A 13426-nucleotide genomic window follows, 5' to 3' on the forward strand; every position below is an offset into this window, starting at 1 on the left:
CCCCCGGATTGCATCCGGGCTACGGTGAATCGCCTAAAACGACAAAGCCGCCCATGGGGCGGCTTTGTCGTTTAACGGAGGCGCTTATTTTTCCACGAAAGCGCGCTCGATCAGATAATCACCCGGCTCACGCATGCGCGGGGAGATCTTCAGGCCGAAGCTGTCGAGCACTTCGCTGGTCTCATCGAGCATGCTCGGGCTGCCGCAGATCATGGCGCGGTCGTCCTGCGGGTTGATCGGTGGCAGGCCGATGTCGGCGAACAGCTTGCCGCTGCGCATCAGGTCGGTCAGGCGTCCCTGATTCTCGAACGGCTCGCGGGTCACGGTCGGGTAGTAGATCAGCTTGCCTTTCAGCGCTTCACCGAAGAACTCGTTCTGCGGCAGATGCTCGGTGATGAATTCGCGGTAGGCGACTTCGTTCACGTAGCGCACACCATGAACCAGAATCACCTTCTCGAAACGCTCGTAGGTCTCCGGGTCCTGGATCACGCTCATGAACGGTGCCAGGCCGGTGCCGGTGCTGAGCAGATAGAGGTGTTTGCCGGGGTTGAGGTCGTCGAGCACCAGCGTGCCGGTGGGCTTCTTACTGATGATGATCTCGTCGCCTTCCTTGAGGTGCTGCAGCTGCGAGGTCAGCGGACCGTCCGGCACCTTGATGCTGAAGAACTCCAGGTGCTCTTCCCAGTTCGGGCTGGCGATGGAGTAGGCACGCATCAGCGGACGACCGTTGTCCTGCTGCAGACCGATCATCACGAACTGGCCATTCTCGAAGCGCAGGCCCGGATCACGGGTGCACTTGAAGCTGAACAACGTATCGTTCCAGTGGTGGACGCTGAGCACGCGCTCGACGTTCATATTGCTCATGATGATTTCCTCGAATACTACGACGCCAAGAGCGCTGTTGCGCGGCATTCTATTCGCGACAACAATATCTGTTAAGTGGATTATCAAGATATAGGTTATCGGTTATATAGATATGCGATTTACCCTCAGACAACTTCAGGTATTCGTTGCCGTGGCGCAGCATGAAAGCGTCTCGCGCGCGGCGCAGTCGCTCGCATTGTCGCAGTCGGCCACCAGCACCTCGCTGACAGAACTGGAGCGCCAGTCCGACTGCCAGTTGTTCGACCGCGCCGGCAAACGCCTTGCGCTCAACGCCCTGGGCCGACAGTTGCTACCCGAGGCGGTAGCGCTGATCGACCAGGCCCGCGAGATCGAACGCCTGCTGGGCGGCAAGAGTGGCTATGGATCGCTGAACGTCGGCGCTACCCTCACCGTGGGCAACTACCTCGCCACCCTGCTGATCGGCAGCTTCATGCAACACCATCCCGAATGTCGGGTGAAGCTGCAGGTGCATAACACTGCCCACGTGGTGCAGCAGATCGCGCACTACGAACTGGATATGGGCTTGATCGAAGGCGACTGCCAGCACCCGGATATCGAAGTGCAGCCCTGGGTCGAGGACGAGCTGGTGGTGTTCTGCGCGCCGCAACACCCACTGGCCCAGCGCGGCAGCGCGACCCTGGAAGAACTGACGCACGAAGCCTGGATCCTGCGTGAACAGGGGTCGGGCACGCGGCTGACCTTCGACCAGGCCATGCGTCATCACCCGCGCAATCTGAATATTCGCCTGGAGCTGGAACACACCGAGGCGATCAAGCGCGCCGTGGAGTCCGGCCTGGGCATCGGCTGCATCTCGCGCCTGGCGCTGCGCGACGCCTTCCGTCGCGGCAGCCTGATGCCGGTGGAAACGCCGGAACTGGATCTGCGTCGGCAGTTCTACTTCATCTGGCACAAGCAGAAGTACCAGACGGCAGCCATGCGCGAGTTTCTCGAGCAGTGTCGCGCACTGACTGCCGACGTCAGTCGTAGCGATCAGATCGTGCTGCCGCCGATCGTCTGAGTGTTTCAGCCAAGCAGGATGATCGCCCAGACCGAGGCGATCATGCCCAGCGCCACCAACTGCGCGGCACTGCCCATGTCCTTGGCGTTCTTCGACAACGGGTGACGTTCAAGGGAAATACGGTCGATGGCTGCCTCGATGGCCGAGTTGAGCAACTCGACGATCAGCGCCAGCAGACACACGGCCACCATCAAGGCGCGCTCGCCTCGGCTGACGTCGAGCAGAAAAGCCGACGGAATCAGTACCAGATTGAGCAGCACCAGCTGACGAAAGGCCGCTTCGCCGAGAAACGCTGCGCGCAGGCCATCGAGTGAATAACTGGCGGCGTTGAGGATACGTTTCAGGCCAGTCTGGCCCTTGAATGGCGACATGCGCCTCACCCCTGCAGGAAGAGGCGCGCAGCTTACTGCATCCGCTGCGCAAGAGCATATGCGAGCCAGAGGGCTGCAAGGAGGCCGCGCGGTTTACTGGCTTTCAACGCAGCAACACCAACGCGCAGCAGATAACGTCTCACTGCGCGGGGATCGACTCCATCTGCTGCAGCAACAACGCCGCCTGGGTGCGGGTGCGCACGCCAAGCTTGCGGAAAATCGCCGTGACATGCGCCTTGACCGTCGCTTCGGACACGCTCAACTCGTAAGCGATCTGCTTGTTCAGCAGGCCTTCACAGACCATGGTCAGCACACGGAACTGCTGCGGTGTCAGGCTGGCGAGACCGGCGCTGGCGGCCCTGGCCTCGTCGGAAACCGGTGCGCCCTCCTCGGCCAGAGGCGGCCACCAAGTGTCACCATCGAGCACCTGGCGCACGGCTTGCTGCAGGGTTTCCAGAGGGCTGGATTTGGGAATGAAACCGCTGGCACCGAACTCGCGGGAGCGGTTGACCACGCAAGCCTCTTCCTGGGCGGAAATCATCACCACGGGGATGTGCGGATACTGACCGCGTAACAGCACCAGGCCGGAAAAACCGTAGGCGCCGGGCATGTTGAGGTCGAGCAGGACCAAGTCCCAATCGTTCTTGGTAGCCAGGTGGCCTTCAAGCTCGGCGATGCTGGCAGCTTCTACCAGACGCACCTCTGGCCCCAGCCCCAGGGTCAGAGCTTGTTGCAAGGCGCTGCGAAACAACGGATGGTCGTCGGCAATCAGGATTTCGTAGGCAGCCATTGGCAGATCCTGTTCTTGTTATGAGAGGCACCGAGGTAAGTATGGCAGTGCTTTTCGCCTGAAGACCCGCTCAAGCCTGCACATGCTGCATCACAGACTCCCCACTCGGACCGACGGCGGCGCTCAGCATGCCGAGCTGTGGCGGGGTGGTCAAGCTCAATGCTTTTGCGGCAGGATGCGCAGCTTTCCTGCCGAGACGCTCCAATGCGAAGCCAAGCCCTGCGCGCCGACCTGTTGATGCTGATTACCGCGATGATCTGGGGCAGCGCCTTCGTCGCTCAACGCCTGGGCATGGATAACATCGGCCCCTTCCTTTATACCGGCTTGCGCTTTGCCCTCGCCTGCGTGGCACTGCTGCCTGTGCTGGCCCTGCTGCAACGTCGCCAGCAACGCCCCGCTGCACCGCTGAATCGCAACCTGCTGATCGGCGGCGTGGTGATGGGCCTGGCACTGTCGCTGGGGATCAACCTGCAGCAGGTCGGCTTGCTGTTCACCACGGTGACCAACTCCGGTTTCATCACCGGCCTGTACGTGATCGTGGTGCCGATTCTCGGCCTGCTGATCGGCCAGCGCAGCAGCGCGGGCATCTGGTTGGGCGCCAGCCTGGCAGTGATCGGCATGTTCCTGCTCAGCGTCGGCGAAGGTTTCAGCGTAGCCTCCGGCGACTGGCTGCAGTTGGCCGGCGCCTTCGTCTGGGGGATTCACGTGCTGCTGGTGGGGTTCTTCGCCAGCCGCCACGATCCGCTACGCCTGGCATTCATCCAGTTCGCCACCTGCGCGGTGATCAGCCTGTTGCTGGCAGCGCTGTTCGAGACGGCAACGCTGGCCGGCATCCTGGCTGCCGGCCCGGCCATCCTCTACGGCGGCCTGTTCGGCGTGGCGGTGGGCTTCACCCTGCAAGTGGTAGCGCAGCAGCATGCCATCGCCTCGCATGCAGCGATCATTCTCTCGCTGGAAGCGGTGTTTGCGGCCATCGCCGGTGCTCTGCTGCTGGGCGAAGTGCTGGAAATACGCGGCTACCTGGGTTGCGCGCTGATGTTTGGCGGCATGCTGCTGGCTCAGCTGTGGCCCAAGCCACTACCCAGCGAACTCAGCGATATGACTGCAAACGCAGGTGCAGATCGTCGTTGAGATCCAGCGGCAGGCGGCGCTTGGCAGCCAGGTAGTGCTGGCTGAAGGCATCCAGGTAATCGTCTAGCGCCTCACCGGCGCGCAGATCGCCAGCCAGCTCCAGACACATGGCGGCCACTTCGGCAGTACAGAGGTGCTCGCCGCGAGTGGAACGACGCAGGCGATAGCGCGATAGCTGCGCCGGCGTCAGGCTCAACACCGGCAGCGCATCCAGATAGGGGCTTTTGCGAAACATCTTGCGCGCCTCGGTCCAGGTGGCATCGAGCAGCACGAACAGCGGCCGCTTGCCGGGCGCCAGCGTCACCTCCTCGACCACGCGCTGCGGCGCCACGTATTCGCCGGGAAAGACCAGATAAGGCTGCCACTGCGGATCGGCCAACAGCTCCAGCAGTGCCGGATCGACAGCAGTACGCGTCCAACCGAAGGCGTGAGTTTCAGGCACCACATCAGCGATCAGCCAACCGGTATTGCTCGGTTTCAGTGCCTCGATATCGTGCATCACCAGGCACATCGCGGCGTTGGCCTCGACCTGAGGACGCCAGGCACACAGGCAATGCGTCGGCTGCACCCGGCAATGCGGGCAGCGCTCGGCACGCGAGCCGCGGGCGACGAAGGGTTTCAGGCTGCGCGCCAGACGTTCGGTACGCAGGCGGGCAACGGCATGTGGGGCTGGATGGGTCATGGAAGGCGCGACAGCGAACGGGGGCAGGATTCTACCACCCCCGATCGCCGCTCTGCCGCTCAGAACCTGTGGTTCAAGGCCAGGCCGATGAAATGAATGCGCGTCTCGTACTCACCGGTGTAGTTGCCGCCATTGCCGGTACAGCGCACACCGCTGTCCTGATACAGACCACCGGCCCCTGGCGCCCAGCCAGCCGGGGAACAACCATCGTGGTAATCCATCTTGCCGCTGGAGAACTGCACGTAGCTGTAGGCCAGGTCCACCGAGGTGTCGCGTGTCACCTTGTAGTTGGCGCCGAACGACAGCCAGTAGCGATCGGCATCGGGAAAGGCCGGGTGGCGCAACTGCGGCGAGCTGACCGGTGAGCGGTCATAGGCGACACCGGTACGCAGCAGCAGATCATCGCTGTACTGGTAGTTCATGCCCAGGGAGATCTTGTAGCTGTCCTTCCAGTCCTGCTTGACGCTCAGATCGCCCTCGGTAACCCCATTGAAGTAGGGGTAGCCGGCGACCTGATCGATACCGATACGCACTTCATCGAGCCGCGAATGGCGGGTAAAGGTCAGATCCGCCATCAGCGCGATCTTGTCGTTGAGTTGGTGGAAGGCGTTGAAGGAGAGCATCTCCGGTGTATCGATGGCAGTCTTGGCCTTGGAGTTGGGATGCAGCCGGGTGGCGGCGAACTCCCCAGGGTTGACCCAGTTGCCCTGATCGAACAACTCCTGCAGGGCGTCGGTCGGGGGGACGTAGATATCGACGATGGGGATGGTGAAACCACCCTCCAGCGAGGTATCCGGCGAGGGGACGCTACCCTGCACATCGGCGAAGCTCCATTTGGTCTCCCCTTCGAGGGTGTGGCGGATATTGGAGCGATAGGACACGCCGAAACGCGTCGACTCGGTCGGTTCCCACAGGTAACCGATATTCCAGCCAAAGCCCCAGTCATCGCCCTTGACCCGGAAATAACCGTCACCTTGTACGTTGTCAGCGAAATTGCCCGCCACGCAGTCAACGAATCCATCTCTATCCGCCACGCCGCGACAGGACGTGATTTCATCCGGCACCGGAACCCCCGCGATGCCCCCTACGATAGGCCCCAGGATCGGATCGGCAGCATTTCTGGTGCTTTCATAGTTCGCCTCGACGAACTGCCCCGCCAACTGCCTCGAAGCCCCCTTCACATCGGCGGCACCGCGCTGCACCGACTTGATGTACTGCGCCGACACACCGAAACCGACGCTGTGGTGCTCGTTGAAACGAAAGGAAATGCTCGGATTGAAGGTCACCGTCTCCAGGCTGGCCGACTGGATGCCATAGCGCCCGGCCCAGTCCTCCTTGTAATCAAGCTTGGCACCGAACGGGGTGAAAATACCGAGGCCGATCGTTACCCGGTCGTTGATCTCGTGAGAGAAATAGAAGTTGGGCGCGGCGGCGGCATCGGGCAGAAACTCGCCCGCATCTCCAGACACCGGGTTGCCGAACACGTCGCGGCTTCCCTTGTCCTCATAATCACCGTCTGGCAGCACAACGGTAAGACCGGAGGTCACCTGGGTGCCCTTGAGCCGGGCCAGGCCGGCCGGGTTGTAGAAGATGGTCGAGGGGTCGGCGGCTTCGGCACCGTTGGCATGCGCCGAACCCTGCGCTGCCACTGACTGTGAACCAAAGTGATAACCGGATGCCTGCACCTGCGCGGTGGGCAAAACCAGTAAACTGCCGACCATCACTCGCGATGGCCAGCGCCGAAAGAGCATTGTCATTGTTATTCTCCTGCACGCTGCTTGAACACCACGCAGCCCGGCGAACACCAGCGACAGACTTCAGGCAGGTCTGCACTGGCGACGAGGTCCGGCTACGACGGCGGCTCAATGTTTGTGACGTACAGGTTTGGCTGACGATCCCCAGCCTTTGGTCGTGGTGACGGACGGCGGCCAGAGGCCAGCATGTCCCCATCGGTAACACATTGTTTCAGGCAGGCAACTGGCTATCAGCGCGAACATTCGCGGCGAAGGCCTGTCCAACCCTCGTCCACGCTTTCAGGAGTCACACTACATGTTGCGTTACATCCTTCCCGCCCTTGCGCTCAGCCTGATGCTTCCCACTGCCCAGGCGGCTTCGCTGAAGGAGATGGAGCTGACTCGCACTCTGGAGCAGGTCGCCCGGCAAAGCAGCGAAGGCACGCCGCGGGCGATCAACGAGGACATTCTCGATCAGGGCTATACCGTGGAAGGTCACACGCTGATCAACCACCTCAGCGTGCGTGAAGCGCATGCCGCGAAGATGCGCGGCAACCCCGATACCGTGCGCACGCAGCTGGCAGCCAGCGTCTGCCGCAACCCGGGCTACCGCAGTTTGCTGGCAAAGGGCGCGCAACTGCGCTACCAGTTCAGCGAGTACCGCAGCAATCGCCCGGTCACCGTCGAAGTTTTCGACAAGAGCGATTGCGGCCTCTGATCCGGGGCTGAACTCAGCCCCTTTGCGCTCGGCGCTGCGCGTCATCGGCGCGCAGTTCGGCCAGCAAGGCCTCCATGTAGCGCGAACGCCGTATGCCGCCTTCGAGGCGACGCATGCACTCATCCTCCAGACTCATCTGATTGGTTCGTGCAGCCTGTTGCAGCATACGATGGAGGTCCGGTTCGATCTCCAGAATCAACTTGGGCATACCTGCCACTCCCTTCCTGTTCACACACAGCAGACTCGACGTGACGGATGAGGTTCCACCTAGCCGTCGGGGCCGCCCAATTTCCCGCCCGCCAGCCTCGAGCGAAGAACCTCAGCAGCAATTGACGGCCGATCGATGCGTGGCAGCTGCAAGCCGCCGCACCCGGCGCTTTGCGCTACATTCCAGAGAGCACTGCCCGGAACGCATCCTGCTCTATGCAAGTAAATCAGACGCACGTCCGGAGCTTGCTCGCTCGGACGAATGGCAGGGCACAGGTCAGCTGCGCCGAGAGAATCGCCCCAGACGCCGGCTGACCTGCATCAAGGCCGGCAACGCGCGGAACCGGCAGACTCTTCTCATCATCACGACGAGGACAGAACCATGGCCCTGCTCACCTTCATTGGCGCGATCCAACAAGTCACGGGCTCCTGCTATCTGATAGAGAGCCGCGATGGCGCCAAGGTCTTGCTCGAGTGCGGCATGCACCAGGGCCGGCGCCAGGAGGAGGATCAGAATCGCAGCGCCTTCCCCTTCGATCCCAGAGCCCTGGATGCCGTGGTCATTTCCCACGCCCATCTCGATCACAGCGGGCTACTGCCCCGCCTGGTCGCCGAGGGTTACCGCGGGCCAATCCACGCCACCGAAGCCAGTTGCGAACTGCTCGAACTGATGCTGCTGGACTCGGCCTTCCTGCAGGAAAAAGACGCTGAATGGGAGAACCGCTGGCGCGCACGCCAGGGCAAGGCGGCGGTCAAACCGCTGTACACGATTGCCAATGCCGAACAGGCGCTCGGCCAGCGTCGTCCACATGCCTACGGTGCAACGGTCGAGGTAGCCAAGGGCGTGCAGGTCACCTTTCACAATGCCGGCCATATCCTCGGCTCGGCCATTGTCGAGATACAGGTAGAGGATCACCACCTGCACCGCCATCTGGTGTTCTCCGGTGACCTGGGCAATACCTGTTCGCCACTGATGCAGGAACCTGCACAACTGAAGCAGGCAGACGTGCTGCTGATGGAGTCGACCTACGGCGACCGCGACCACCGTGCCAGCGACGAAACCCTAGAGGAGCTGGCCGACATTCTCCAGCAGGCTCACAAGGAAGGCGGCAATGTACTGATCCCTTCATTCGCCGTCGGCCGCACCCAGGATCTGATCTACTACCTCGGGCGTTTCTACCAGGAAGGCAGGCTGCCACAACAGGCGGTGTTCCTCGACAGCCCCATGGCCATTCGCGCCAACGCCATCTACAGCCGCTTTCACGAACAGTTCGCGGCCGCCGATCGCGCAGCGCTGCAAGCCAGGGGCGTCAAACGCATCGAAGACTGGCTGCCGATCCTGCGCTGCACGCCGACAGCCGAAGAATCGATGGCGATCAACCGGATCAAGAGCGGCGCGATCATCATCGCCGGCGCCGGCATGTGCAATGGCGGGCGCATCGTCCATCACTTCAAGCACAACCTCTGGCGCGAGAACTGCCACCTGGTATTTCCTGGCTTCCAGGCCAAGGGCACGCTCGGCCGGCTGATCGTCGACGGCGCCGAGACGGTCAAGGTGCTGCATCAGCGCATCGCGGTGAAAGCCCAGGTGCATACCCTCGGCGGCTTCTCCGCGCATGCCGGGCAATCGCAGCTGCTCGACTGGGCCAGCCAGTTCGAACATCACCCCGAGCTGTACCTGGTACATGGCGAGCTGGAGAAAATGCAAACCTTGCAACACGCCCTGCGCGAGCGTCTGAACTGGATCGCCAACATTCCTGATCCGGGCGAACAGATCGCCCTGTAACCAGTGCTTACGAAAAGCTGACGGCGAAATGGCAAGCGGGCTGTGGCAAGCTCAGGGACACTCCATAATCAAGGAACCGGCTCAGCGAGAACGTCATCGGCGTCTCGCTGAGCTCAGAACAGGAGAGCCTTCATGCCCTACGAAGCGGACGATTATCTGTCCCGTCATGTGCAAACCAGCGAAGTCGATCTGACCAGCAAGGTGGACGAGCTGGTGGCGCTGGCAGCCCCCGGCAATAGCCCGAATCTGCAGCTTTACCGCGAAATGCTGACGACCGTCATCCATATGGCTCAGGCGGATCGCAACCGCTGGGACGCCAAGATCATGCTGCAGACCCTGCGCGAGATGGAGCACGCCTTCGGTGTATTGGAACAACTGAAGCGACGTCGCAAGGTCACCGTATTCGGCTCGGCACGTACGCCCGCCAACCATCCGCTGTACCAGCAGGCTCGCGAGCTGGGCGCGCTGCTGGCACACCGCGACCTGATGGTGGTCACCGGCGCTGGCGGCGGCATCATGGCCGCCGCCCATGAGGGCGCCGGCGTGGAAAACAGCCTGGGTTTCAACATCACCCTGCCCTTCGAACAGACGGCCAACTCGACGATGCGTGGCAGCAATCACCTGCTGTCGTTCCATTTTTTCTTCCTGCGCAAGCTGTTCTTCGTCAAGGAGGCCGATGGCCTGGTGCTCTGCCCTGGCGGCTTCGGCACGCTCGACGAGGCGCTGGAAGTCCTGACACTGATCCAGACCGGCAAAAGTCCGCTGGTACCCGTGGTGTTGCTCGACCAACCAGGCGGCAGTTACTGGAAAGACGCGCTGGACTTCATCCGCCGCCAGCTCGGCGACAATGGCTACATCCTGCCTGCCGACCTCAACCTGATGCACCTGGTCTACAGCGCCGAAGAAGCCGTCGATGAAATTGCCCGCTTCTACCGCAACTTTCACTCCAGTCGCTGGCTCAAGGATCGCTTCGTGATTCGCCTCAACCATGCGCTCAACGAGGCCACGCTGACGAGACTGCAGGACGATTTCGCCAGCCTGTGCAAGGAAGGTGGTTTCATCCAGCAGCCCTATTGCGAGCAGGAACGCGACGAGCCTGAGCTCTGCCACCTGACCCGCCTGGCGTTCGTATTCAACGGACGCGACTACGGCCGCTTGCGAGCGCTACTCGATGTGGTCAACGAACCGGAGAATTGGGCGACCTGAGTTGACGAGCTGCCCGGGTGAAATCCGCGGGTATTGCCGACTCGCCACTCGCGGAGTGCATCCGCGCTACGCAAAGCAAGAAGCCCAGCATTGGCTGGGCTTCTTGTTGACGGCTAGCGGTCAGGCGTTACCCGCGACCTTCATCCGGGCGGCCTGGGTGAAGTCGAGCATACGCTTGAGCGGCTTGATCGCCTTGGGGATCAGTGCCGGGTCGACGTGAATCTCGCCAGAGCCCTGGCGCAAGCCGGTCAATACGCGCTCCAGAGTGTTCATCGCCATCCATGGGCAGTGCGCACAGCTGCGGCAGGCAGCCCCGTTGCCGGCCGTCGGCGCCTCGATGAAGGTCTTGTCCGGACACAGCTGCTGCATCTTGTAGAAGATGCCGCGGTCGGTGGCGACGATGAAGGTCGAGTTCGGCAGGGTCTGCGCCGCCTTGATCAGCTGACTGGTGGAACCCACAGCGTCAGCCAGCTCGACCACGCTCTGTGGCGACTCGGGGTGCACCAGGATGGCAGCGTCAGGGTACAAGGCCTTCATATCCAGCAGCTGCTTGGACTTGAACTCCTCATGCACGATGCAGGCACCGTCCCACAGCAGCATGTCGGCCCCGGTCTCGCGCTGGATATAGTTACCCAGGTGCTTGTCCGGCGCCCAGATGATGGTCTCGCCGTTGTCCATCAGGCTCTCGACGATCTCCAGCGCGCAGCTGGAGGTGACCACCCAGTCGGCACGCGCCTTCACCGCCGCCGACGTGTTGGCGTAAACCACCACGGTGCGCTCCGGGTGCTGATCGCAAAAGGCCGAGAATTCGTCCACCGGGCAACCCAGGTCGAGCGAACAGGTCGCCTCCAGCGTCGGCATCAGCACACGCTTTTCCGGGTTGAGGATCTTCGCCGTCTCGCCCATGAACTTGACCCCGGCCACCACCACGGTCTGCGCCGAGTGCTGATTGCCGAAGCGGGCCATTTCCAGGGAGTCGGAGACGCAACCACCAGTTTCCTCGGCCAGGGCCTGGATCACCGGGTCGCAGTAATAATGCGCCACCAGCACCGCGTTCTGCTTCTTCAGCTCGGCGGCGATTTCGCGGCGATAGAAAGCTTCCTCCTCGGCAGTCAGCGGCTTGGGCTGCTTGGCATCGAGGTGAGCCTGGACCAGAAGGCGTTCGGAAATCTGCGTCATATCATCGAACCTGCGGCGCTCTTGAGCGAGCTGCGAGTATACCCCCTGGCCGACCACCGCCACAGGCAGGGCAGCATCGGCTACCGGGCTTTTCCGAGAGCAAAAAAAAGCCAGTCTCACGACTGGCTTTTGCGATCTGGTGGGTCGTGTAGGATTCGAACCTACGACCAATTGGTTAAAAGCCAACTGCTCTACCAACTGAGCTAACGACCCAACGCGAGGCGCATGATACTGATTTAATTCAGGAAATCAACACTTCGCGAAAACTTTTTCAGAAATACCGGGTTGCATCGGCTACGCCGGCAGCGGCGAAACCGGCTGCACGCAGGCGGCAGCTGTCGCACTTGCCGCAGGCACGGCCCTCATCATCGGCCTGGTAGCAGGACACCGTGAGCGCGTAATCGACCCCCAGGCGCGTGCCTGCCTGGATGATTTCGCCCTTGCTCATCTGCTGCAACGGCGCACGGATAGTGAAGCCCTGCCCCTCTACCCCCGCTCTGGTCGCCAGGTTGGCCATGCGCTCGAAGGCGTCGACGAACTCCGGCCGACAATCCGGGTAACCCGAGTAGTCCACCGCGTTGACGCCGATGAAGATGTCGCGCGCCTCCAACACCTCGGCCCAACCCAGGGCGAGCGCCAGGAACACCGTATTGCGTGCCGGCACGTAGGTCACCGGAATGCCCTCGGTTGGCGACTCGGGCACCGCGATACTGCTGTCGGTCAGCGCCGACCCGCCGATACCGTTGAGATTCAGACCAATCACCTTGTGCTCGACCACACCCAACTGCCGGGCTACGCGCTCGGCTGCCTGCAACTCGGCGCGATGGCGCTGCCCGTAATCGAAACTCATGCTGTAGCAGCTGTAGCCCTCAGCCTTGGCCATGGCGACCACGGTGGCCGAATCCAACCCTCCGGAAAGGAGGATGACCGCATTTTTCTCGCTCATGATCAGTGTCCCGGCTCGTCGTTCCAGAGGATCTTGTGCAACTGCAGCTGCAGGCGCACCGGCAGGTTGTCGGCCACGATCCAGTCAGCCAGCGCACGGGCATTGACCTGCTGATGGCTGGGCGAAAACAGCACCTCACCGGCCCTTGCGGCCAGGTCGTACTCGATCAGCTTGGAGACCGCCCAGTCGTAATCTTCACGCGAACAGATGACGAACTTGACCTGGTCGTTGCGCGTCAACAACGGGATGTTTTCGTAGCGATTGCGCTGCACTTCGGCAGAGCCGGGGGTCTTCAGGTCGAGCACCTTGCTGACCCGCGGATCGACCGCCGAGACATCGAGCGCACCACTGGTCTCCAGCGACACTTCGTAGCCTGCGTCGCACAGGCGCGCGAGCAGGGCAATGCAGTTGGGCTGAGCCAGCGGCTCGCCGCCAGTCACACAGACATAACGCGGCCGGTAGGCGGCCACTTGATCAAGGATGCTGCCCAGCTGAAGCAATTCACCGCCGCTGAAGGCGTAGGCAGTGTCACAATACTGGCAGCGCAGGGGACAGCCGGTCAGGCGCACGAATACCGTCGGCAAGCCGGCGGTACGCGTTTCCCCCTGCAGCGAGTAGAAAATCTCGGTGATACGCAGGGTTTCTTGCATGGTAGCCACGGGCGTGATGACGAAACAGGCCATCCGCCTCCGTTGCGTTGAAAGACAGGAACGCAGGCCTGGGCCTGCATTCGACAGAGCATAGAGGCAAGGAAATCAGCCGAGCTGAAACCAT

The 13426-nt window shown here is 62.0% G+C and carries 14 protein-coding genes and 1 tRNA gene; 5 read left to right on the forward strand and 10 right to left on the reverse strand.

Annotation, left to right across the window (positions count from 1 at the left end; translation table 11 throughout):
- Positions 1 to 84: 84 nt before the first annotated feature.
- The gene (fpr, locus tag PCLY_RS20490; RefSeq protein ID WP_061242146.1) at positions 85 to 864 is read right to left on the reverse strand and encodes a ferredoxin-NADP reductase; all 780 of its coding nucleotides are present in this window, start codon (positions 862 to 864) and stop codon (positions 85 to 87) included.
- A 112-nt stretch (positions 865 to 976) separates the two neighbouring features.
- Here fpr and PCLY_RS20495 point away from each other — a divergent pair, with 112 nt between their 5' ends.
- Positions 977 to 1903 carry a LysR family transcriptional regulator gene (locus PCLY_RS20495; protein ID WP_061241753.1) on the forward strand — a complete coding sequence of 309 codons (927 nt, stop codon included), beginning with the start codon at positions 977 to 979 and terminating at the stop codon, positions 1901 to 1903.
- A gap of 5 nt (positions 1904 to 1908) precedes the next feature.
- Here PCLY_RS20495 and PCLY_RS20500 read toward each other — a convergent pair whose 3' ends face one another.
- Both PCLY_RS20500 and erdR read right to left on the reverse strand, forming a co-directional pair.
- The gene (locus tag PCLY_RS20500; protein WP_061241755.1) at positions 1909 to 2274 is read right to left on the reverse strand and encodes a diacylglycerol kinase; all 366 of its coding nucleotides are present in this window, start codon (positions 2272 to 2274) and stop codon (positions 1909 to 1911) included.
- A 139-nt stretch (positions 2275 to 2413) separates the two neighbouring features.
- Positions 2414 to 3064, reverse strand: a complete 651-nt coding sequence (gene erdR, locus PCLY_RS20505) for a response regulator transcription factor ErdR (protein ID WP_061241757.1) — start codon at positions 3062 to 3064, stop codon at positions 2414 to 2416.
- Positions 3065 to 3268: 204 nt separating this feature from the next.
- Here erdR and PCLY_RS20510 point away from each other — a divergent pair, with 204 nt between their 5' ends.
- Positions 3269 to 4195 (forward strand): DMT family transporter, encoded by a 927-nt coding sequence (locus PCLY_RS20510; RefSeq protein ID WP_061241759.1) that lies wholly within the window; start codon positions 3269 to 3271, stop codon positions 4193 to 4195.
- Here PCLY_RS20510 and PCLY_RS20515 read toward each other — a convergent pair.
- Both PCLY_RS20515 and PCLY_RS20520 read right to left on the reverse strand, forming a co-directional pair.
- Positions 4155 to 4877: a tRNA-uridine aminocarboxypropyltransferase gene (locus PCLY_RS20515; protein ID WP_061241761.1), complete on the reverse strand. Its 723-nt coding sequence runs from the start codon at positions 4875 to 4877 to the stop codon at positions 4155 to 4157. The genes PCLY_RS20510 and PCLY_RS20515 overlap by 41 nt on opposite strands.
- A 59-nt stretch (positions 4878 to 4936) precedes the next feature.
- Positions 4937 to 6634 carry an OmpP1/FadL family transporter gene (locus tag PCLY_RS20520; RefSeq protein WP_061241763.1) on the reverse strand — a complete coding sequence of 566 codons (1698 nt, stop codon included), beginning with the start codon at positions 6632 to 6634 and terminating at the stop codon, positions 4937 to 4939.
- Positions 6635 to 6926: 292 nt separating this feature from the next.
- On the opposite strand from PCLY_RS20520, the gene PCLY_RS20525 reads away from it, so the two are divergent.
- Entirely contained in the window at positions 6927 to 7328 is a 402-nt protein-coding gene (locus PCLY_RS20525) for a quorum-sensing-regulated virulence factor family protein (protein ID WP_061241765.1), read from the forward strand.
- A gap of 13 nt (positions 7329 to 7341) precedes the next feature.
- Here PCLY_RS20525 and PCLY_RS20530 read toward each other — a convergent pair whose 3' ends face one another.
- Complete coding sequence (locus tag PCLY_RS20530; RefSeq protein WP_061241767.1) at positions 7342 to 7536, reverse strand: hypothetical protein; 195 nt, start codon at positions 7534 to 7536, stop codon at positions 7342 to 7344.
- A gap of 381 nt (positions 7537 to 7917) precedes the next feature.
- Between PCLY_RS20530 and PCLY_RS20535 the strand changes: the two genes are divergently transcribed.
- Positions 7918 to 9321, forward strand: coding sequence for an MBL fold metallo-hydrolase RNA specificity domain-containing protein (locus PCLY_RS20535; RefSeq protein WP_061241769.1), 1404 nt, complete (start codon positions 7918 to 7920; stop codon positions 9319 to 9321).
- Positions 9322 to 9453: 132 nt separating this feature from the next.
- Complete coding sequence (locus tag PCLY_RS20540; protein WP_061241771.1) at positions 9454 to 10527, forward strand: LOG family protein; 1074 nt, start codon at positions 9454 to 9456, stop codon at positions 10525 to 10527.
- 120 nt (positions 10528 to 10647) lie between these two features.
- Here the strand turns inward: PCLY_RS20540 and nadA are convergent, their stop codons facing one another.
- The 4 genes from nadA to queE all read right to left on the reverse strand — a co-directional run bounded on the left by nadA (position 10648) and on the right by queE (position 13302).
- Entirely contained in the window at positions 10648 to 11706 is a 1059-nt protein-coding gene (gene nadA / locus PCLY_RS20545; RefSeq protein WP_061241772.1) for a quinolinate synthase NadA, read from the reverse strand.
- A gap of 137 nt (positions 11707 to 11843) precedes the next feature.
- A tRNA-Lys gene (locus PCLY_RS20550) sits at positions 11844 to 11919 on the reverse strand.
- Positions 11920 to 11977: 58 nt separating this feature from the next.
- Positions 11978 to 12652, reverse strand: coding sequence for a 7-cyano-7-deazaguanine synthase QueC (gene queC, locus PCLY_RS20555; protein ID WP_061241774.1), 675 nt, complete (start codon positions 12650 to 12652; stop codon positions 11978 to 11980).
- A 2-nt stretch (positions 12653 to 12654) separates the two neighbouring features.
- Positions 12655 to 13302: a 7-carboxy-7-deazaguanine synthase QueE gene (gene queE / locus PCLY_RS20560; RefSeq protein ID WP_061242148.1), complete on the reverse strand. Its 648-nt coding sequence runs from the start codon at positions 13300 to 13302 to the stop codon at positions 12655 to 12657.
- Between the last annotated feature and the right edge of the window lie 124 nt (positions 13303 to 13426).

The organism is Ectopseudomonas composti (genome assembly GCF_001567565.1).
Taxonomy (GTDB): Bacteria; Pseudomonadota; Gammaproteobacteria; order Pseudomonadales; family Pseudomonadaceae; genus Aquipseudomonas; species Aquipseudomonas composti_A.

What these genes read in the sequence shown, in the direction of transcription:
- PCLY_RS20540 (WP_061241771.1), top strand. Translation starts at nt 9,454, where the DNA reads ATGCCCTACGAAGCGGACGATTATCTGTCCCGTCATGTGCAAACCAGC.
- queC (WP_061241774.1), bottom strand. Translation starts at nt 12,652, where the DNA reads ATGAGCGAGAAAAATGCGGTCATCCTCCTTTCCGGAGGGTTGGATTCG.
- PCLY_RS20530 (WP_061241767.1), bottom strand. Translation starts at nt 7,536, where the DNA reads ATGCCCAAGTTGATTCTGGAGATCGAACCGGACCTCCATCGTATGCTG.
- erdR (WP_061241757.1), bottom strand. Translation starts at nt 3,064, where the DNA reads ATGGCTGCCTACGAAATCCTGATTGCCGACGACCATCCGTTGTTTCGC.
- PCLY_RS20520 (WP_061241763.1), bottom strand. Translation starts at nt 6,634, where the DNA reads ATGACAATGCTCTTTCGGCGCTGGCCATCGCGAGTGATGGTCGGCAGT.
- PCLY_RS20510 (WP_061241759.1), top strand. Translation starts at nt 3,269, where the DNA reads ATGCGAAGCCAAGCCCTGCGCGCCGACCTGTTGATGCTGATTACCGCG.
- queE (WP_061242148.1), bottom strand. Translation starts at nt 13,302, where the DNA reads ATGCAAGAAACCCTGCGTATCACCGAGATTTTCTACTCGCTGCAGGGG.
- PCLY_RS20495 (WP_061241753.1), top strand. Translation starts at nt 977, where the DNA reads ATGCGATTTACCCTCAGACAACTTCAGGTATTCGTTGCCGTGGCGCAG.
- PCLY_RS20500 (WP_061241755.1), bottom strand. Translation starts at nt 2,274, where the DNA reads ATGTCGCCATTCAAGGGCCAGACTGGCCTGAAACGTATCCTCAACGCC.
- nadA (WP_061241772.1), bottom strand. Translation starts at nt 11,706, where the DNA reads ATGACGCAGATTTCCGAACGCCTTCTGGTCCAGGCTCACCTCGATGCC.
- PCLY_RS20515 (WP_061241761.1), bottom strand. Translation starts at nt 4,877, where the DNA reads ATGACCCATCCAGCCCCACATGCCGTTGCCCGCCTGCGTACCGAACGT.
- fpr (WP_061242146.1), bottom strand. Translation starts at nt 864, where the DNA reads ATGAGCAATATGAACGTCGAGCGCGTGCTCAGCGTCCACCACTGGAAC.
- PCLY_RS20525 (WP_061241765.1), top strand. Translation starts at nt 6,927, where the DNA reads ATGTTGCGTTACATCCTTCCCGCCCTTGCGCTCAGCCTGATGCTTCCC.
- PCLY_RS20535 (WP_061241769.1), top strand. Translation starts at nt 7,918, where the DNA reads ATGGCCCTGCTCACCTTCATTGGCGCGATCCAACAAGTCACGGGCTCC.